This window comes from Amycolatopsis sp. NPDC114505, assembly GCF_055633615.1.
Genome location: NZ_JBVKDV010000001.1, coordinates 996,780 through 1,015,466, shown reverse-complemented (window position 1 = coordinate 1,015,466; position 18,687 = coordinate 996,780). Strand labels below are relative to the sequence as shown.

16 protein-coding genes are annotated in these 18,687 nt (G+C 71.3%); 9 read left to right on the top strand and 7 right to left on the bottom strand.

Translation table 11 applies throughout. From position 1 onward, the window contains the following. Window positions 1-4: 4 nt before the first annotated feature. Entirely contained in the window at window positions 5-1,891 is a 1,887-nt protein-coding gene (locus ACZ7OU_RS05200; protein WP_470254303.1) for a DUF6541 family protein, read from the bottom strand. Between the two features lie 163 nt (window positions 1,892-2,054). Between ACZ7OU_RS05200 and ACZ7OU_RS05195 the strand changes: the two genes are divergently transcribed. The 3 genes from ACZ7OU_RS05195 to ACZ7OU_RS05185 all read left to right on the top strand — a co-directional run bounded on the left by ACZ7OU_RS05195 (window position 2,055) and on the right by ACZ7OU_RS05185 (window position 5,933). Continuing rightward, window positions 2,055-3,704, top strand: a complete 1,650-nt coding sequence (locus ACZ7OU_RS05195) for an ArnT family glycosyltransferase (protein ID WP_470239918.1) — start codon at window positions 2,055-2,057, stop codon at window positions 3,702-3,704. Then, window positions 3,701-5,134 (top strand): glycan biosynthesis hexose transferase WsfD, encoded by a 1,434-nt coding sequence (wsfD, locus tag ACZ7OU_RS05190; RefSeq protein ID WP_470254302.1) that lies wholly within the window; start codon window positions 3,701-3,703, stop codon window positions 5,132-5,134. Before ACZ7OU_RS05195 ends, wsfD begins: the two co-directional genes overlap by 4 nt. A gap of 70 nt (window positions 5,135-5,204) precedes the next feature. Next, on the top strand, window positions 5,205-5,933 hold the full coding sequence (locus tag ACZ7OU_RS05185; protein WP_470239916.1) for a lysophospholipid acyltransferase family protein: 729 nt from the start codon (window positions 5,205-5,207) through the stop codon (window positions 5,931-5,933). Here ACZ7OU_RS05185 and ACZ7OU_RS05180 read toward each other — a convergent pair. Next, window positions 5,930-6,727 (bottom strand): HAD family hydrolase, encoded by a 798-nt coding sequence (locus tag ACZ7OU_RS05180; protein ID WP_470240776.1) that lies wholly within the window; start codon window positions 6,725-6,727, stop codon window positions 5,930-5,932. The two genes, ACZ7OU_RS05185 and ACZ7OU_RS05180, sit on opposite strands and share 4 nt — an antisense overlap. Before the next feature lie 96 nt (window positions 6,728-6,823). Between ACZ7OU_RS05180 and ACZ7OU_RS05175 the strand changes: the two genes are divergently transcribed. Further along, window positions 6,824-7,720, top strand: a complete 897-nt coding sequence (locus ACZ7OU_RS05175; protein WP_470254301.1) for an LLM class flavin-dependent oxidoreductase — start codon at window positions 6,824-6,826, stop codon at window positions 7,718-7,720. 148 nt (window positions 7,721-7,868) lie between these two features. On the opposite strand, the gene ACZ7OU_RS05170 is transcribed toward ACZ7OU_RS05175, so the two are convergent. After that, a complete protein-coding gene (locus tag ACZ7OU_RS05170; protein WP_470254300.1) occupies window positions 7,869-9,878 on the bottom strand; it encodes a DUF6541 family protein in 2,010 nt (669 codons plus the stop codon). 79 nt (window positions 9,879-9,957) lie between these two features. Here ACZ7OU_RS05170 and glf point away from each other — a divergent pair, with 79 nt between their 5' ends. From glf to ACZ7OU_RS05145, 5 genes are all read left to right on the top strand, one after another. Then, window positions 9,958-11,181, top strand: coding sequence for a UDP-galactopyranose mutase (glf, locus tag ACZ7OU_RS05165; RefSeq protein WP_470239913.1), 1,224 nt, complete (start codon window positions 9,958-9,960; stop codon window positions 11,179-11,181). Further along, window positions 11,174-11,692: a phosphatase PAP2 family protein gene (locus tag ACZ7OU_RS05160; protein ID WP_470254299.1), complete on the top strand. Its 519-nt coding sequence runs from the start codon at window positions 11,174-11,176 to the stop codon at window positions 11,690-11,692. Before glf ends, ACZ7OU_RS05160 begins: the two co-directional genes overlap by 8 nt. Continuing rightward, complete coding sequence (locus ACZ7OU_RS05155; RefSeq protein WP_470254298.1) at window positions 11,689-12,684, top strand: decaprenyl-phosphate phosphoribosyltransferase; 996 nt, start codon at window positions 11,689-11,691, stop codon at window positions 12,682-12,684. Before ACZ7OU_RS05160 ends, ACZ7OU_RS05155 begins: the two co-directional genes overlap by 4 nt. A 110-nt stretch (window positions 12,685-12,794) precedes the next feature. Continuing rightward, entirely contained in the window at window positions 12,795-13,613 is an 819-nt protein-coding gene (locus ACZ7OU_RS05150) for a hypothetical protein (protein ID WP_470254297.1), read from the top strand. A gap of 71 nt (window positions 13,614-13,684) precedes the next feature. Then, window positions 13,685-15,202, top strand: a complete 1,518-nt coding sequence (locus ACZ7OU_RS05145; protein ID WP_470254296.1) for a hypothetical protein — start codon at window positions 13,685-13,687, stop codon at window positions 15,200-15,202. Here ACZ7OU_RS05145 and ACZ7OU_RS05140 read toward each other — a convergent pair. The 4 genes from ACZ7OU_RS05140 to ACZ7OU_RS05125 form a co-directional block, all read right to left on the bottom strand. Next, the gene (locus ACZ7OU_RS05140; protein WP_470254295.1) at window positions 15,184-15,804 is read right to left on the bottom strand and encodes a VC0807 family protein; all 621 of its coding nucleotides are present in this window, start codon (window positions 15,802-15,804) and stop codon (window positions 15,184-15,186) included. The two genes, ACZ7OU_RS05145 and ACZ7OU_RS05140, sit on opposite strands and share 19 nt — an antisense overlap. A 51-nt stretch (window positions 15,805-15,855) precedes the next feature. Beyond that, entirely contained in the window at window positions 15,856-16,470 is a 615-nt protein-coding gene (locus ACZ7OU_RS05135) for a VC0807 family protein (RefSeq protein WP_470254294.1), read from the bottom strand. An 89-nt stretch (window positions 16,471-16,559) separates the two neighbouring features. Further along, window positions 16,560-17,315: a decaprenylphospho-beta-D-erythro-pentofuranosid-2-ulose 2-reductase gene (locus tag ACZ7OU_RS05130; protein ID WP_470254293.1), complete on the bottom strand. Its 756-nt coding sequence runs from the start codon at window positions 17,313-17,315 to the stop codon at window positions 16,560-16,562. Continuing rightward, window positions 17,312-18,682 carry an FAD-binding oxidoreductase gene (locus ACZ7OU_RS05125; protein ID WP_470254292.1) on the bottom strand — a complete coding sequence of 457 codons (1,371 nt, stop codon included), beginning with the start codon at window positions 18,680-18,682 and terminating at the stop codon, window positions 17,312-17,314. Before ACZ7OU_RS05125 ends, ACZ7OU_RS05130 begins: the two co-directional genes overlap by 4 nt. Between the last annotated feature and the right edge of the window lie 5 nt (window positions 18,683-18,687).

The following is an 18,687-nucleotide window of genomic DNA, read 5'->3' as shown; positions in this document are numbered from 1 at the left end:
CCCACTACGGCAGCAAGCGATAAATCACCGCGTCCGAATCGCGCCAGGCTTCCTTCAAGAACGGCTCTCCAGCGAGCCCGATCAACCCCGGCTGATAAGCCTTGCCCGGCACCGTCGAGGGCTTCCCCAAGATCACCCAGTGAATGTTCAGCCGCTGAACCGCCGCCCGCACCGCCGGGTCGGTCTGGTAATCGCGGAATCGCTCGGCCAGCAATGTGGCGTCCCCGGGCGGGGTCGTTTCGTCGTAGTGGGCGGCCACCGTCCGGACGCCGGACAGCGCGTACGTCCACGCCGTGCCGTCGAAGCGGTCGTTCATCGCCCACTCGCCCGGGGCCGCCAGCTTGCCGAGCTCCTCCATCGCCGTCTCTTCGCCGGCCGTCACGACCAGCTTGGACGGGTCCGCGGACTGGTAGCCCGTGTACACGCGGGCGCCGTTCGAGCGGAAGTACAAGCCGTTCGAAAGCGCCACGAAACCCAGTAGCACCACCACCGCGATCGCCACCGCCGGCACGCGAGCCGGCAGCCGCTCGCGTAGCCATGCCTGAGTCGAGGCCAGACCGTGCGCGGCCAGCACGCACAGCGGGATCGCCGCCATCGAGAAGAACCGGTACGGGTCGTCCCACCACGGCCGCGAAAGGGCCATCACCAGGGGAGCGTTCGACGACGACACCGCCATGTACGCGAGGCCCGTCACCGCGGCCGTCAACCCGATCCAGCGCAACGCCCCCGCCCTCGCGAAGAACACGATCCCGAGGAACAGCGCCACGGACAGCCACACCTGCGGATGCGCCTCCATGTGCTGGAACCCCAGCAACGCCCCCAGCGCCGTCGACGCGCGCCACTCGCTCGGCCAGCCGTAGTACGGGATGCCGCCGGTGGCCAGGCCCAGCGCGCCGAACAACTGCAGCCACGCCACCAGGAGCGACACCACCGCGATCGGCAGCAGCGCCAGCAGGTCGCGGCCGATCCGGCGCCAGCCCGTGAGCCAGCGCTGCACCAGCAGCGGGCCGGCGAACAGGATTCCGCCGAACAACGTCGACGAATGGATGCACAGCAAGCCCACCGCCGCCAGCAGCAGCACGAAACCCGTGTCCGGCGCGACGCGCTCCAGGTACCGCTTCAACGCCACCGCCGCCAGCGGGGTCAGCGTCACGCCCAGCGCGAACGGCAGCAGCGGCCCGCGGTCCATCGACTCGTAGACGCCCATCACCGGCGCCACCGCCGTCAGCGCGACCGCGCCCGCCAGCACCGCGCGACCGCGGAACTCGCGGACCAACGTCACCAGCGACAACGCCAGCAAACCGGGCAGCAGCAGCGTGTTCGCGTCCAGCGTCGCCGGGATCGACGCGCCGGTCAGGCGGTTCGTCACCGCCGCCAGCAGGTGGTAGGCGTTGGGGTAGAACACCGGCGCCGCGTCGCCGTACCAGTTCACGTGGCCCGTGCCGAACAGGCTGCCGTCGCCGGTGTCGGCGATGTAGCGGACGGCGTTCCCGTGGTACACCGCGTCGAAGCCCTGCGGCAGCGCGCCGATGTGGCCCAGGCCACGGAGCGTCGCGTAGAAGCCCACCGCCGCCCCGAACAGCAGGCACGCGCCGACGGCGATGTGCCCGCGTCGGTCCCACAGCCCGTGTTCCGGCTCGGGTGCCCACCGCCGGACCGTCAGTTTCCGGACACCGTAGGCGATCGCGGCGAACACGACGGTCGAGATCGCGTAGGTCAGCGGCGTGAACGACAAGCCCACCGCCGCCGTCCACGGCCCGGTCAGGCCGCCGATGGCGTAGCTCAGCAAGGGGGCCAATCCGGCGAGGGCCCAGCCACGCAATCCCACAGCGAGTCCCGTGAGAAGGCCCGGGACGGCGATGACGACAATGGCAACGCAGACGGAGAGCACGCTGGAGACTAAGCCGACAACGATCAGCCGGGTGCTCCGGGGTGAGGAGTCCGATCGGGACGATTCGCGAACGTCCCTTCGCGATACCCGAACGGGTTATATTGACCAGTGCGTTTCCCTGCTTGACTGACGCCGGGCGGAGCGATCTTCACTAGGGGGCCGGGTGGTTTACGCGGTCGTGGTGGCGTGGCTGGTCCTCGCCGCGATCGTGGTCCTGACCTGGGGACGGCTCGACACCGACCGGGGCTGGCGCGGCTTCGTCCTCACGCTCACCCTCGGCCTTTCGCTGCTGCACCAGCTGCTGTTCGCGACCGTCACCGAGGACGCGCTCGTGTCGTTCCGCTACGCGCAGAACATCGCCGACGGGAACGGCCCGGTCTTCAACCCCGGAGAACGTGTCGAGGGGTACACGAACTTCCTCTGGCTGGTGCTGATCGCCCTGCCGCGGGCCGCGTTCGGCGCCGACGTGGAGACCACCGCCGTCGTGTTCGGCGTCCTCGCCGCGCTCGGGTGCGTGCTCGTGTCGTACCTCCTGGTGAACCGGATCGTCGCGGGAGCCGACGCCGAGCCGCGCCCGGCGATCGGCGTGGCCGCCGCGGTGCTCACCGCGAGCGCCGGCGGCCTCGCCGTCTACGGGCCGTCCGGCTCCGAGGTCCCGCTGTTCGTGCTGCTCCTGCTCGCCGTCTGCTACTCGCTCGCGGCGCGCCGCCCGGTGGTCGCCGGGGTGCTGGTCGCGTTCGCCGTGATGACCAGCCCGGAGGGGCTGGTGGTCGCCGTGCTGGGCGGTCTCTGGCTGATCGGCGCCGCGCTGAAGAAGAAGCACAGCTGGTGGGCCCCGGTGGGCTACGTCCTGGGCGCGCTGGTGTTCCTGATCCCGCGGCTGGCCTGGCGCGTGACGTTCTACCAGCACTACGTCCCCGCGCCGCTGGCCGTGAAGCTCGGCGGGCCGCTCGGCTCGCAGGTCGACGCCGGCTGGCCGTACCTGTCCGGGTTCGCGCTGGCGCACCAGGGTTTCCTGCTGCTCGCCCTGGTTGCCGCGGTCGCGCTGCTGCTGCGTCGCACCGAAGCCGTCGAAGCCCGTGCCCTGATCTGGCTGCTGTTCGCCATCGCCGTCACGGTCGCCGCCGCCGCGGTGCTGATCGGTGGCGACCCCGGGCCGTCGTGGCGGCTGCTGGCCCCGGTTCCGCCGCTGATCGCCGTGGCCGCCGTCAGCGCGTACGGCGTGCTCACCGTGGACGTCGAGGCGAAGCCGTCGCCGCGGCCGAGGGCGTGGCCCGCCGCGACGCGGCTCGTCCCGGTGACCGCCTGCGGGCTCGCCGGCATCGCGGTCCTCGTCTCGGTGTTCAGCCCCGAGATGCTCGACCGCGTGCGCGACTGGCGCGCGCACGGCACCGAGCTGAGCGAGATCGGCGGCTGGCTGGGCCGCTACCTGCCGGCGGGGTCGGTCGTCAGCGCCACCGCGCCGGGCGCGCTCGCGGCCCGCAGCGGCCAGCTGCTCATCGTCGACGTCTACGGCCGCACCGACGACCACATCGCCCGCGAGGGGCGCCACGACGGCGGGGTCGCGACCGACTACGACTACGTCGTCAACGGCCGCCGCCCGACCGTCGCGGTGCCCGCCGACGGCGGTTACGCCGACCGCCAGCACTGCGCGATCGACCCGGTCTACGCGGGCAAGTACGAGGTCGCCACGTTCCGCCGCGTCGGCACGCCCTACTGGGTCTCGGTGTACCCGCGCGTGGAGCAGGCGAAGTCGGTGGTCACGGACCTCGACAAGGGCCCGGACTTCCGCTACGTACCCTGTCCTTCGTGAAGCTCGAGGTCCCGACGCGCCGGCTGGGCGCCGAAGCGAAGCTGGGGATCGGGGTCTTCGGGACGTCGTTCGCGCTGTTCGTGCTGCGGTTCCTGGTGCCGCGCCCGGTCGCGATGTCCAACAACGGCGACGGCGGCCGCGTGCTGTGCGGCGCCGGGATCACCTGGAAGGGCCTGCCGGAGGCGTTCGTCCACCTCGCGTACACCCCGGCGTCCGGGGTGCCGCAGTGCCGGCCGACCTACCTGCTCACGCAGAGCTGGCTCGCGGAGCTGGCCGTCGGGATCGGCCGCCTGATCGGCCTGCCCGGGACGCTCAGCCTGGTCGTGCTGGGCCTGCTGAGCAGCGTCATCGCCGCGGCGGCGATCGCCGCGATCGTGCTCGGCCTGCCGTATTCGCGGCGCGCCCGCCTCGCCGTGGCGGGCGGGTTGCTGCTGGTCGTCGCCGACTCGGCGTTCTTCGGGTACTTCGCCGCGGTGCTCGGCGAAGGCGCGGCATTCCTCGGCCTGCTGCTGATCGCCGGCGGCCTGCTGCTGACCGCGCGCGAGGGCCGGTGGAGCTACGTGGGCATGGCGGTGACGCTCGCCGGCGGCGTGCTGGCGGTCAACGCCAAGGTCCAGACGCTGACGATCCTGCCGATCCTCGCGTTCGCGGTCCTGCTCGTCCGGCCGGGCACGCTGCGCGGGCCGAAGCGGTGGGCGGCGGCGGTCCTGGTCGTCGGCGCTGTCGGCGCGGTGACGTTCTTCGCACAGCAGAGTGTCGAGCCCGCCCTGGCGCCCGACGGCACGTACAGCGAGTTCCCCGGTGACGACTCGCGCGAGATCAACGTGGTCAACTCGGTCTTCCTGAACATCGTCGACGGCAAGCACGACACCCAGGCCGACCTGGCCGACCTCGGGCTGCCGCCGTCGTTCGCGCAGTACGCGGGCAACGGCTGGTGGCACCCGCACCCGGTGACCATGGACCCGCTCTACCCGCGGTACCGCGACCAGCTGACGCGCGGGAAGGTCATCGCGTACTTCGCGAGCCACCCGAGTCGCACCCTGGAGGTGCTGAACCGGGCCGCGACCGACCAGCTCACCGCCCGCCCGGACTACCTCGGCAGCTTCGACCAGGACGCGGGCTTCGCGCCGCACGCGCAGGAGTACCGGGCGCCGGTGGTGTCGTGGCTGACCGGCCTGATCAGTCCGCTCGGCCTGTTCGCGCTGGTGCCGATCTGGCTGTTCGTGCTGGTCAGAGCCTGGATGTGGCGTCGCGGCGCGCTGGGTGTCGTGCTGGCGTTCCTGTTCGCCGTCTCGGTGACGCAGTTCGGCGCCGCGGCCCTCGGCGACGGCATCGAAGGCGTCAAACACCAGTCGGTCGCGCTGTTCACGATCCTGCTCGCGGTCGTCCTGGCGATCCCCGTCCGGCGGCGGGACGTGCAAGCCGTGTGAGGTTCGCCCGGTTTGTGTTCTTCCCCGCTTGAACCGACGTCAAGAACCTACGGTCCCGTAACCTGGCGCGATGGCCGACCTCGTGTACCCGCCCGTGATCGCGGCGGCCCGGACGATGTTCCGGGTATTGGACAACCGCATCACGATCGACGGCGCGGAGCACATCCCGCGCCACGGCGGTGCGGTCATCGCGTGCAACCACGTGAGCTACCTCGACTTCATCTTCTGCGGCCTCGGCGCGCGCCCGGCCAAGCGGCTGACGCGGTTCATGGCGAAGAAGGAGATCTTCGACAACAAGATCGCCGGGCCGCTGATGCGCGGGATGCACCACATCTCCGTCGACCGGTCCGCCGGCCTGGCCTCCTACCGCGAAGCGCTCGGGAAGCTGCAGGCCGGTGAGGTCGTCGGCGTCTTCCCCGAAGCCACCATCAGCCGGTCGTTCACCGTCAAGGAGATCAAGTCGGGCGCCGTCCGGATGGCCGCGGCGGCGAACGTCCCGGTCGTGCCGATGGCGCTGTGGGGCACGCAGCGGCTCTGGACGAAGGGCCGGCCGAAGGACCTGACGCGCCGGCACGTGCCGATCTCGATCCTCATCGGCGAGCCGATGCACCCGGCCAAGGGCGACGACTGGGACGTCGTGACGAAGGAGCTGCGCACCCGGATGAGCGCGCTGCTCGACCGGGCCCAGGCCGACTACCCGGACCAGCCGTCGTCCGACGAAGAACACTGGTGGCTGCCCGCGCACCTGGGCGGGACGGCGCCGACCCCGGCCGAAGCGGCCGAGCTCGACAACCGCTAGAACCAGCGCTCGAGGACCTGAGCGACGCCGTCGTCACCGGCCGGGCCGGTGACCTCGTCGGCCACCGCGAGCACCGCCCGGTGCCCGTTCTCCATCGCGACCCCGTGGCCGGCCCAGCGCAGCATCTCGACGTCGTTGGGCATGTCGCCGAACGCGATGACCTGCTCGCGCCCGACGCCCAGCCGCTCGGCGACGTCGGCCAGGCCGGTCGCCTTGGTGATCCCGTGCGCGGACAGCTCCACCAGGCCGCCCGACGACGAGTAGGTGACGTCGACCTCGCGCTCGAACAGCGCGTTCACCGCTTCGGCCATCTCCTCCGACGACATCCCGCGGTGGCTGACCAGCAGCTTGATCGCCGGGTGCCCGAGCACCTCGGCGCGCGGGGCGGTGCGGCCTTCGCCGTCGCCCCACGGGTTGTGGTACTTCGGCTCGATCACGAAGCTGCGCATCTCGTGGTCGACGCCGGTGCTGGCGCGTTCGGCGGCCAGCCGGCAGCCGGGCAGGGCCTTGTCGAGCGCGTGCGCGATGTCGTTGAGCAGCTCGGGCCGCAGCAGGCCGTGCACCGCGACGACCTCCTCGCGGCCGCAGTCGTACAGGACGGCGCCGTTCGCGCACACCGCGTACCCGGTCAGCTCGAGCGGCCTGGCCACGGGCGCGATCCAGCGCGGCGGGCGGCCGCTGGCCAGCACGAACGGCACGCCCGCTTCGATCGCCCGGCGGACGGTCGCGATGGTGCGGGCGCTGAGGGATTCGGAGGGGCCGAGCAGGGTGCCGTCGACGTCGGACGCGATCAACTGAGGTCTCTCCACCCGACCATTGTCCCTGACACGTTCGGGTGGCCTCGTCCCCGTCCGAGCGATTGTCGGTGGTTACCGCTACGGTCCGGCAGTGTGCGAGTAGGCATCGTGATTCTCCCTGAAGATCGTTGGTGGGCCGCCGAGCCGAAGTGGCGCGCGGCCGAGGAATACGGCTTCGACCACGCGTGGACGTACGACCACCTGGGCTGGCGGAACCTCGTCGACGGCCCGTGGTTCTCCGCGGTCCCGACCCTGACGGCGGCGGCGATGGTGACGTCCCGCATCCGGCTGGGCACGTTCGTGGCGTCCCCGGTCGCGCGGCACCCGGTGCCGTTCATGCGGGACCTGACCACCCTCGACGACATCTCGGACGGCCGGTTCATCCTGGGCGTCGGCGCGGGCGTCGACCACGTCCACTACGACAGCAAGGTCCTGGACGCCCCGGAGCTGACGGCCAAGCAGCGCGCCGACCGGTTCACCGAGTTCGTCGAGGCGCTCGACGGGCTGCTCATGACGGACAAGTTCGACTTCGACGGCGAGTACTACCGGGCCCGCGAGGCCCGCAACCTGCCGGGCACGGTCCAGCGTCCCCGGCTGCCGTTCGTGGTCGCGGCCAACGGCCCCCGCACGATGACCCTGGCGGCGCGCTTCGGCGCGGGCTGGGTGACGACGGGCCGGGGCGGCGCGACCGAGGACGAGTGGTGGGGCGGCATCAAGCAGCTCACGGAGGTCTTCGACCAGCGGCTGGACGCGGTGGGCCGCGAGCGGGCGGGCATCCAGCGCCACCTGAGCCTGGACGCCTCGCCGGTCTTCTCACTGAGCAGCGTCGAGGCGTTCCGCGACGCCGCCGGCCGCGCGGGCGAGCTGGGCTTCACCGACATCATCGCGCACTGGCCGCGGTCGTCGTCGCCGTACGAAGGCCGCGAAGCCGTGCTGGAACAGGTCGCGAGCGACGTCCTGCCGGAGCTCCACGCTAGTCCGAACGGGTGACATCCGGGTAGCCGGGAAACCGATTGCCGTCCCTCGGGCGTCCTTGCATGCAGACGTCAGAGATCACCCCGGGGGTGGTTGGGGGACGGAGGGCCCTCGTGGCCGCGGCACGGGGCGCCGCGGCCACGAGGGCTTTGTCCTGCCGGGGCTACTTCACGATCCGGTAGATCACGGCACCCGGGTTCCGGTAGACCTGCTTGACGAAGTCGTGCCCGTCCAGGTGCCGCAGGCCCGGCGCGATCGGGGTGTCGCGGCGGATCGTGCCGCTGCCCACCAGCACGTAGTGGATGTTCAGCCGCCGGGTGGCCGCGCGGACCTCCGGGTCGCTGTCGTAGTCGCCGAAGTGCAGGGCCAGGTAGAGCGCGTCCGGGGGAGCGATGCCCGCGTCGTAGTGGCCGGCCACCGGGTGCACGCCGGTGAGCGCGTACAGCCACGCCGTGCCGTCCATGCGGTCGTTGAGCACCTTCTGGTCGGCCGGGATCCCCAGCGTGCCGAGGTACTCCATCGCGTCGATCTCGTCCTGGCTGACCGGCGGGACCGTCTCGCCGGGCAGGCCGTTGTAGTACAGCAGCGACACCGTCTTGGCGTTGGCCGCGCGGTAGAACCCGCCGGTCAGCACGCCCATCGCGACGACCAGCAGCACCGCCGTCGCCAGCCCGACCCGGCCGGTCAGCCACGGCCGCGCCCGCACCCAGGCGCGTCCGCTCGCGACCTTCGCCAGCCACTGCTGGGTCTCGCTCATCCCGTGCGCGGCGAGCAGGCACATCGGGATCGCCGCCAGCGCCATCAGCCGGAACCGGTCGTTCCACCAGGGCCGCGACAGGGCGATCACCCAGTCTTCGCCGCCGAAGCACGCGACGACGACGAACAGCGCGGACAGCGCGATCGCCGAGAGCACCACCCAGCGCATCCGCCGCAGCCGCGACAGCGTGACCAGCCCGATGACCAGGAACACCGTGAGCCAGATCTGCGGCACCGGCAGCACCTGCTTGAACGTCGCCAGCATGGCCAGCGCCTTCCACACCGCCATGTGCGAGCCCCACGCGTGGTACGGGTACGCCCCGGACGTGAAGCCGATCGCGCCGAGGATCTGTGGCGCGGTCAGCAGCCCGGCCGCCACCATCACCGGGACCACCCGCAGGACGTCGCCACCGAGCACCCGCCAGGCCGCGCGGCCCTCGGGCACGCCGTCGACGCGTTTGCCCCGCAGCGCCCGGTACCAGCGCTGCACGACCACCGGGAACGCGAACAGGAGCGCCCCGAACAACGCGCTCGAGTGCGCGGCGAGCAGGCCGGTGGCGCTCAGCGCCAGCACCGCGCCCGTGTCGACGCCCGGCCGCACGACGAACCGCTGCAGCGCGACCACCGCCAGCGGCGTCAGCACGATGCCGAGCGCGAACGGCAGCAGGCCGCTCGACACCGACTCGTACGCCCCGGTCGTCGCGCCGCCGGCGACCAGCGCCGCGCTGCCGGCGAACACCGCACGGCCGCCGAGCTGGCGCACCAGCGCGACCATGGCCAGCGCGAACAGCCCGGCGATCGGCATCGTGACGGCGTTGAGCGTGACCGGGACCGACGTCCCCGACAGCTGGTAGACCAGCGCGCCGACCAGGTGGTACGCGTTCGGGTAGAACGAGCCGTCCGGGTACCAGTTGATGGTGCCCATGCCGGTCAGGGAGCCGTCGCCGGTCTCGGCGATGTAGCGGATGCCGTTCGCGTGGAAGACGGTGTCCCAACGCTGGAACACCGCGGTCGTGCCGCCGCGCCCGGTGACCACCACGGCGATCGACACGGCCGAGGCGATCGCCACGCAGGCACCCACGGCCAGGTTGGCCCGCCGGGTCCACGGCCGCGGCGGCTCCTCGGCGCCCGGCGTCATCCAGCCCCGCGCGATCGAGAACCGGCGAAGTCCGTAGAGCGCGGCGGCGAGCAGCAGGGTGCAGGCGGCGACGCTCAGCGGGCCGTACGGCACGTGCGCGATCGCCAGCCACGGGCCGGCCAGGCCGGTGATGGCGTAGCTGAGCAGCGGCGCGAGCCCGGCCAGCGCCCAGCCGCGGACCCCGGCGGCCCATCCGACGACGCCGCCGGGCACCGCCAAGACGGCCAGGTAGGTGGCCACGGCGGTGAAGTAGCTCCAGAAGTCCTCGGGTGCAGGCACTGCTTTCCAGGTGTGTCGTAGGCCGAAATGTGATAGTCGGGTGCGGCCCGGGTTACCGGACTGCGTACCCTCGACGCCCGTGAGCGCGCACACGAACCCCGCACAGATTACTGAAGACGATTTCGCAGGTTACGACCTCGTCGTCGTCGGGTCCGGATTCTTCGGTCTGACCGTCGCCGAACGGGCCGCGACCGAGCTGGGCAAGAAGGTCCTCATCCTCGAGCGGCGCAGCCACCTCGGTGGCAACGCCTACTCGGAGGCCGAGCCCGAGACCGGGATCGAGGTGCACAAGTACGGCGCGCACCTGTTCCACACCTCGAACAAGCGCGTCTGGGAGTACGTGAACCGCTTCACCGAGTTCACGAACTACCAGCACCGCGTCTTCGCGCGGGTCAAGGACCAGGTCTACTCGTTCCCGATGAACCTCGGCCTGATCAACCAGTTCTTCGGCAAGTCCCACACCCCGGACGAGGCCCGCGAGCTGATCGCCAAGCAGTCGTCCGAGTTCGAGACCTCCGCCGCGCAGAACCTCGAAGAGAAGGCCATCTCGCTGGTCGGCCGTCCCCTCTACGAGGCGTTCATCCGCGGGTACACCGCGAAGCAGTGGGAGAACGACCCCAAGAACCTGGGCGAGAACATCATCACGCGCCTGCCGGTCCGCTACAACTTCGACAACCGGTACTTCAACGACACCTACGAGGGCCTGCCCGTCAACGGGTACACCGCGTGGCTCGAGAAGATGGCCGAGCACGAGAACATCGAGATCCGGCTGAACGTCGACTACTTCGACGTCCGCGAGCACATCCCGGCGGGCACCCCGACCGTCTACACCGGGCCGCTGGACCGCTACTTCGGCTACTCGGCGGGCCGGTTCACCTGGCGCACCGTCGACTTCGAGTCCGAGGTCGCCGAGACCGGTGACTTCCAGGGCACCTCGGTCGTCAACTACAACGACCAGGAAGTGCCCTACACCCGCATCATCGAGTTCCGCCACTTCCACCCGGAGCGGGACTACCCGAAGGACAAGACGGTCATCTTCCGCGAGTTCTCCCGCTTCGCGACCGAGGAAGACGAGCCGTACTACCCGATCAACACGCCGGAGAACCGCGAGAAGCTCGAGGCCTACCGCGAGCTGGCCAAGACCGAGGCGCGCGAGAAGAACGTGCTGTTCGGCGGCCGGCTCGGCACCTACAAGTACCTCGACATGCACATGGCCATCGGCTCGGCGCTGTCGGCGTTCGACAACAAGATCGCCCCGCACCTGACCGACGGCGCGCCGCTCGACGGGTCCCTCGATGCTTGAGAAGGGGCAGCCCACCGGTGAGGTGGCGGTCCTGGCCAAGGCGCAGGGCTTTCTGAAGAGTGACGTTTCGGTGAAAGCCGCGCGCGGCATGTCGCACTTCGGAGAGCACGCCATCGGCTGGTTCAGCCTCGGCCTGATCGGCGCCGCGGTCGACAAGAAGCGCCGCAAGGACTGGCTGCTCGCGTCGGCAGGCGTCGTCGGCGCGCACGCGGCCTCGATCGCGGTGAAACGCGTGGTCAGGCGGCCGCGGCCGGACCACCCGAGCGTCGAGGTGCTCGTCGGCACGCCGAGCAAGCTGAGCTTCCCGTCCTCGCACGCGACGTCCACCACGGCGGCGGCGGTGCTCTACTCAGGACTGACCGGGCGTAACCTGGTGCCCGCCCTGGTACCGCCGATGCTCGCCTCGCGGCTCGTGCTCGGCGTTCACTATCCGACAGACGTTCTGGCCGGTGCGGCCCTCGGGGGGCTCGTCGGTGGTCTGATACGACGGAAGCTGAAGAAGAACCCATGAGCGAGACGACCGAGCAGCGCGACAGCGACGAAGCGGCCGTGACTCCCGAAACACCGGAGACCCCGGTGACCGCGGAGCAGGCCGAGGTTTCGCCGGCGACTGCCGCACCGGGGCCGTTCGGCCTGGTCGGCGGCATCATCAAGACGGCGCGGCCCCGCCAGTGGGTGAAGAACGTCCTGGTCTTCGCGGCCCCGTTCTTCGCCTTCTCGAAGTCGACCGACCGCACGGGCCTCCTGCTCGACGCGATCGTCGCCTTCGTGGCGTTTTCGCTGGTGGCGAGCTCGGTCTACCTCATCAACGACGCCATCGACGTCGAGGCCGACCGGGCCCACCCGACCAAGCGGAACCGGCCGATCGCGGCCGGTCTCGTGCCGGTCCCCGTCGCGTACGGGGCCGCGGTCGTGTTCTTCCTGGCCGGCCTCGGCGTGTCGTTCGCGGCGAGCTGGCAGCTCGCCGTGGTGCTGGGTGTCTACGAAGCCGTCCAGCTCGGCTACTGCTTCGGCCTGAAGCACCAGCCGGTGGTCGACCTGGCCATCGTCGGCTCGGGCTTCCTGATGCGCTCGATCGCCGGCGGTGTCGCGGGCGGGATCGCGCTTTCGCAGTGGTTCCTGCTGGTCACGGCGTTCGGTTCGCTGTTCATGGTCGCCGGCAAGCGCTACGCGGAGATCATGCTGTTCGAGCGCACCGGCGCGAAGATCCGCTCGTCGCTGAAGAAGTATTCGGCCAGCTACCTGCGGTTCGTCTGGGCGACGTCGGCGGCGATCCTGATCATGTCGTACTGCCTGTGGGCGTTCGAGATCCGCCAGACCGAGCACAACTCGGTGTGGGCGCTCATCTCGATGGTCCCGTTCGTGGTGGCGGTGCTGCGCTACGCGGTCGACGTCGACGGCGGCATCGCGGGCGAGCCCGAAGAGATCGCGCTCAAGGACCGCATCCTGCAGGTGCTCGGCGCGACCTGGGTCGTCACGCTGTTCCTCTCGTTCTACCTGTGACTTCTCATGGCGGATCGACAGGTTCGTTTCAGGTGACGCACAGCTGACCGGCGCACCCTGAGGTGGTGGGGGCGGGCACTGCGCCCGTCCCCGTGACCACAGGAGCCACGATGAACGACCAGCCGCGCGAGGAGAAGGCCCCGGAGGGGGCCGACCACCCGACCGTCGAGCAGCCCACGGCCCACGCCGCGGCCGACCAGCCCACCACGCAGCAGCCGGTGACGCCCGCCGCACAAGGTGAGGCCGCCACCCCGGCCCAGCCCGCGGCCACCGACGCCGCACCCACTCAGCCCGCGGCCACCGCCGCCGCGCAGGGTGAGCCGGCCGCACCCGCTCAGCCCGCGGCCACCGACGCCGCCGGCACCACGGCCCTGTCGAACGCCGCGCAGGCGGCCGACCAGACCGCCGTCCACGGCCAGCAGCCCCCACCCGCCGGCACCACGGCCCTGTCGAACGCCGCGCAGGCGGCCGACCAGACCGCCGTCCACGGCCAGCAGCCGCCGCCCGCCGGCACCACGGCCCTGCCGAACGCCGCCCAGGGAGCCGACCAGACCGCCGCGCACGGCCAGCAGCCCCCACCCGCCGCCGTGCACACCCCGCAGCTCTCCCAGCCCGGCCCCGGCCAGGCCTACGGTGCCTGGGGCCCGCCCCCAGCGGCCCCACGGCAGCCCGGCGGCTTCCGGCGGTTCGTCGGCCACCGCGCCACCCAGCTCGTCGCGGTCGGCGTCCTGGGCCTGCTGGTCGGCGGCGGCATCGTCGGCGGGATCGCCGCTGCGACGTCCCACGGCGGCGGCCCTCGAGGCGACCGTCCCGGCATCCACCGCCAGTACAACGGCCCCAACCAGGGTCCGGACGGCCGCGGCTTCCCCAACCGCGGCGGCGGCAACTCCGGCAACTCGGGCAATTCCGGCTCCGGCAATGGCATCTGACCGCTGTGGTCTGAGCCACCCGCACCTCGCTCAGATCACGGAAGCATCACGGGCGAGGTACGGTGTCCGGGATGCGAAGCGCCTCCGCAGAACTCCCCAAGGCCGCCCCTGCGCTGTGGGCGGCCGTTCCCCTTGCCCGCTCGTGGGCCTTGCCGGCGGGGGCCGCGGCGGCTTCCGCGCTGATGTTCGCCCTGGTCAGCAGCCATCTCATCGATGACACGTACATCACGCTGTCCTACGCGAAGAACCTCGCCTTCCACGCCCACTGGGGCCTGATCGAACAGGGGACGGCGAACACCGCGACGTCTCCGCTGAACGTCCTGGCGCTCGCCGCGGTCACGTTCTTCGTCCGCGACGCCGTGCTGGCCGCCGGGATCGTGTTCGTGGCCGCGCAGGTGCTGCTCGTCCTCGGCCTGCGCCGGCTGGGCGAGCGCACCGGCCTGCCGGCGGCGTTCGCGCCGGTGACGTTCGCGTTGCTGCTGGTCAACCCGCTGCTGCTGTCGTCGGTAGGGCTGGAGGTCGCGCTCGGGGCCACCGGCGTCGTCTGGACGCTCGTCTACGCGGGCGAGCGCAAGGCGGGCCGGCTCGGCGTCGTGATCGGGCTGCTCGCGCTCGTCCGGATCGACCTGCTGCTGTTCGCGGTGGTGCTGTTCGCGGCCCGTCGCGAGTTCTGGACCGGCATCTGGCGCACGGCGTTCGCCGCTCTCGCGGTGACGCTGCCGTGGTTCGGGTTCAGCTGGATCGTCCTCGGCTCGGCCGTGCCGGACACGCTCGTCATCAAGATCAGCCAGCAGTCGTGGGGGCCGTTCAACTTCACGAACGGCCCGCTCCTGTACTGGCGGAACTTCCCGGCCGAGGCCGCGCTGTCGTTCCTGGCCCTGCCGCTCGCCGCCCTGGTGGGCGTGGTCTGGCTCGTCCAGTTCCGCCGCGGCTCCGAGACCGCCCGCCGCCTGACGCCGTTCGCGGCGCTGGCCGTCGCCGCCGCGCTGCACTACCTGGCGTACAGCCGCCTCGGCGTGCCGCCGTACCACTGGTACTACGGGCCGAGCATCATCGGCGCGACGATCTTCCTGGCGGCGTGCGCCTGCGCGGTGCCGGAACGCGTCCGCCGCGGAACCTGGACGCTGGTCGGCGGCGTCCTCGTGGCGAGCGTCGTGGTCTACGCACTGCCGGGCCTGCCGCGCCAGTTCGCGCCGATCACCAGTAACCACGCCTCGACGACGGAGTACCGCGAGATCGGCCAGGAGCTGGCCTCGATCGTCCACGGCCGCACGGTCGAGACGGCGGGCGAGATCGGCGCGCTGGCGTACGCCTGCGACTGCGAGCTGGTCGACGAGTTCTCCGACCGCGGCGCGGTCGACCCGGCGATCACCGAGACGAAGCGCCGCAGCGGCGACCTCGGCCGCGCGCTGCTGGAGGCCAACTTCCACAACTTCGACCACAGCGTGGCCCCGATCAGCCCGGACCTGGTCCTGGCGACGACCCGGCAGGCCCCGCCCCCGGCGGCGCTGGCCAGCTGGCGGATCGACTCACCGTGGGTGGGCGTCCAGAACCTGTACCTGGTGCCGGCTCACGCGGCGGGCAGCTGATCCCGGCCGCGGAACATCCGGTTCATCGTCCCCTCGCGCGCCAGCAGCACCTGCGTGACCACCTGCAGCACCACGAAGCTCCCGATCGACAACGCCGTGTCGAGCCCCGGCACCACGTCCACCGGCAGCGTGTACGCCATCGCGATGCTCCCCGCGCTGTGCACTAGCCCGCCGACGCCCCACACGACCGTCAGCACCCACCACACCCGCCGGAACGACGGCGTGTCCGCCCAGCGGGCCTCCAGCGTCGAAGCCCGGCCCGGCAGCAGCGCCAGCGTCGCCTGGTAGGTCGTCGGGCGGCGGCCGACGCGCAGGCTCGCCAGCATCCACACGCCGATCAGCACGCTGAACCACGCGCCGCGGATCAGCTGCAGCCGCGCGTCGCCGGTCAGCACCGTCGTCAGGAACCCGATCGCCACGATGGCCAGCACGAAGACGCCCATGCCGTCGACCCGCCGGTGCCGCGCCGCCAGGTACAGCACCCGCAGCGCCGGGGGCAGGCCGCTCAGCGTCAGCGCCCAGACCGGCGCGACGTCGAACGCCCGTAGCGCGTAGTAGCCGCCGACCGGGCCGACGATGTCGCAAAGCAGGGTGCCGAGCATGCCTTCGAGCATTCGCGACCGGCGCCGTCCGGACCATCGTCGAACCGGCTCTCACGCATCAACCGTCCGGTGGATGCCCATCCGCTGCCGCGTGACCTTCACCCCGGCCACCACCGTCACGACGGTCAGCGCGGTCTCGAGGAACGGCACGACGTCGACCGGCAGCGTGAAGGCCATCGTCACGACGGCCCCGGCCAGCACGACGCAGCCGGCACCCCACCAGAGCGTCACCGAACGCCACCGCTGCCGGAAGGCCGCGGACAGGCCCCACAGCTGTTCCAGCTCGGCGGCACGGGCGGGCTGGAAGGTGCAGGCCGCGCGGAACAGGAGCGGGCGGCGCCCGACGAGCAGGCTCCCCAGCAGCACCACGCCGAGCGGCAGCGTGATCCAGGCGCTGCGGACGAGCAGCAGCCGGGCGTCGCCGGAGAACACCGCCACCGCGCAGTTGATCAGCAGCACGGTCAGCACGAACGCGCTGACCGGGTCGATCCGCCGGTGCCGGGCCAGGACGTACCCGGTTCGCAGCACCGGCGGCACAGCGCCGACCAGCAGCGCCCACAACGCGTCGACGCCGAAGGAGCGCAGGACGTAGTACAGGGCCATCGGGAGCGCGACATCGCGCAGGAGCATCGTAAGCCCGGCGCGTTTGCTGTTCGTGGTCGTCATGGTGACAGTCTGTTTCGACCGTCGGACGATCACATCGGCGTGCGGATCGGCCTCGGATGGAACTCCGGGTCAACCCCCGGGTGGATACCTCAGACCGGGAGCTTGCGGAAGATCGGCCGCGGGACGTGCCGCAGCACCGACATCACCAGGCGGAACGGCGCCGGCGCCCAGATCAGGTCCTTGCCCGCGCGAGCCGCCGCGACGGCCTGCTCGGCCACCTGGTCGGCGTTCTGGGTCAGGGGAGCGTCCTTGAGGCCGTCGGTCATCTTCGTCCGGACCTGACCCGAGCGGACGACCGTCACCTTCACGCCGTGCGGCTTGAGGGCCTCGCCGAGGCCCAGGTAGAAGCCGTCGAAACCGGCCTTGGTCGAGCCGTAGACGAAGTTGGACCGCCGGACGCGCTCGCCGGCCACCGAGGACAGCGCGATCACCGTGCCGTGGCCCTGGGCCTTGAGCTTCTCCGACAGCGCGACGCCGACGGACACCGCGGCGGTGTAGTTCACCGTCGCCGCCTCGACCGCCTTCGCGTGGTCCTGCCACAGCTCCTCGGGGTCGCCGAGCAGGCCGAACGCCACGACCGCGACGTCGACGTCGACGCCCTCGAACGCCTTGTCCAGCACACCGGGGTGCGACGCCAGGTCCTTCGCGTCGAAGTCGACGGTCGCGACCTCGGCGCCCTTGTCCTTGAGGCGCTGCGCGGCCGCGTCGAGCCGCGGCGACGGCCGGGCCGCGAGCACGACCCGCAGCGGCTTCTCGGCCAGGTACTTCTCGGCGATCGCCAGCGCGATGTCGGACGTGCCGCCGAGCAGCAGCAGGGACTGGGGGTTGCCAACAGCGTCGATCACAGCTCGAGCCTCCGGCTCATGTCAGAGGCGAAAACGCCTTCGGGGTCAACCGCGGCGCGCACCTTGCGCCACTCTTCGAGGCGCGGGTACATCTTCGCGAACGTCTCGGGCGAGGTGCGCGAGTCCTTCGCGGTGTACAGCCGCCCGCCCAGCTCGAGGACGTCGTCGTCGAGCTCCTGGCAGAACCGGCCCAGGCCCGCCTTGATCGGGAAGTCGACGCAGACCATCCAGCCGGGGTGCGGGAACGACAGCGGCGCCGCGTTGCCCTCACCCATCCGCTTGAAGACGTTGAGGAAGGACACGTGGCCCGACTCGGCGATCTTCTTGACGATCTTCCGCAGCGGCTCGTGCGCGCCTGGTGGCGTCGAGAACTGGTACTGCAGGAAGCCCTTCGAGCCGTACGCCCGGTTCCACTCGCCGAACATGTCCAGCGGGTGGTAGAAGGCGGTCAGGTTCTGGACGACGCCACGGGCGTCCTTCGGCGTCTTGCGGTAGTAGAGCTCACCGATCGTGCCGAAGGTCAGCTTGTTCGCCAGGCCGTTCGGGAAGACGTCCGGCAGCGTCGCGAGCTGCGGGGCGTCGAACTTCAGCGGGTCGGCGCGCAGCTTCGGGGGCAGCTCGTCCAGCTTGGCGAGCGAGCCGCGGCCGAAGGCGGCGCGGCCCAGCTTCGAGCCGGTGGAGATCGTGTCGAACCACGCCGACGAGTACGTGTAGTTGTCGTCGGAGCCGTTGCTGACCAGCTCGAGCGTCTCGTCGAGGTTGTTCGTGCGCTCGTTGTCGGCGAGGAAGTACGCCGTCTCGGTCTTGGTCATCCGGATCGTGGCCCGGGTGATGATCCCGGTCAGGCCGATGCCGGCGACGGTCGCCCAGAACAGCTCGGCGTCCGGGCCCGACGGCGTCAGCGTGCGGATCTTGCCGTCCGCGGTGATGAGGTCCATCGACACGACGTGGTTGCCGAAGCTGCCCGCGCTGTGGTGGTTCTTGCCGTGGATGTCGTTGGCGATCGCGCCGCCGATGGTCACCTGGCGCGTGCCGGGCAGCACCGGGACCCACAGGCCGTACGGCAGCGCCTCGCGCATCAGCTGGTCGAGGCTCACGCCGGCGTCGAGCTCGACGAGCGCGCTGTCCGGGTCGATCGAGTGGATCCGGTTCAGCGCGGTCATGTCGACGACGAGGCCGCCGGCGTTCTGCGCCGGGTCGCCGTAGGAGCGGCCGAGGCCGCGGGCGATGACACCGCGCTCACCGGCCTGGGCCACCGCACGGGCGATGACCTCGACGTCCGCGGTGCTCAGCACGTCGGCGGTCGTCGGTGCGGTCCGCGCCCAGCCCGTGAGCGTGCGACGCTGTATCTCGGGGGATCGGGTCACCCGAC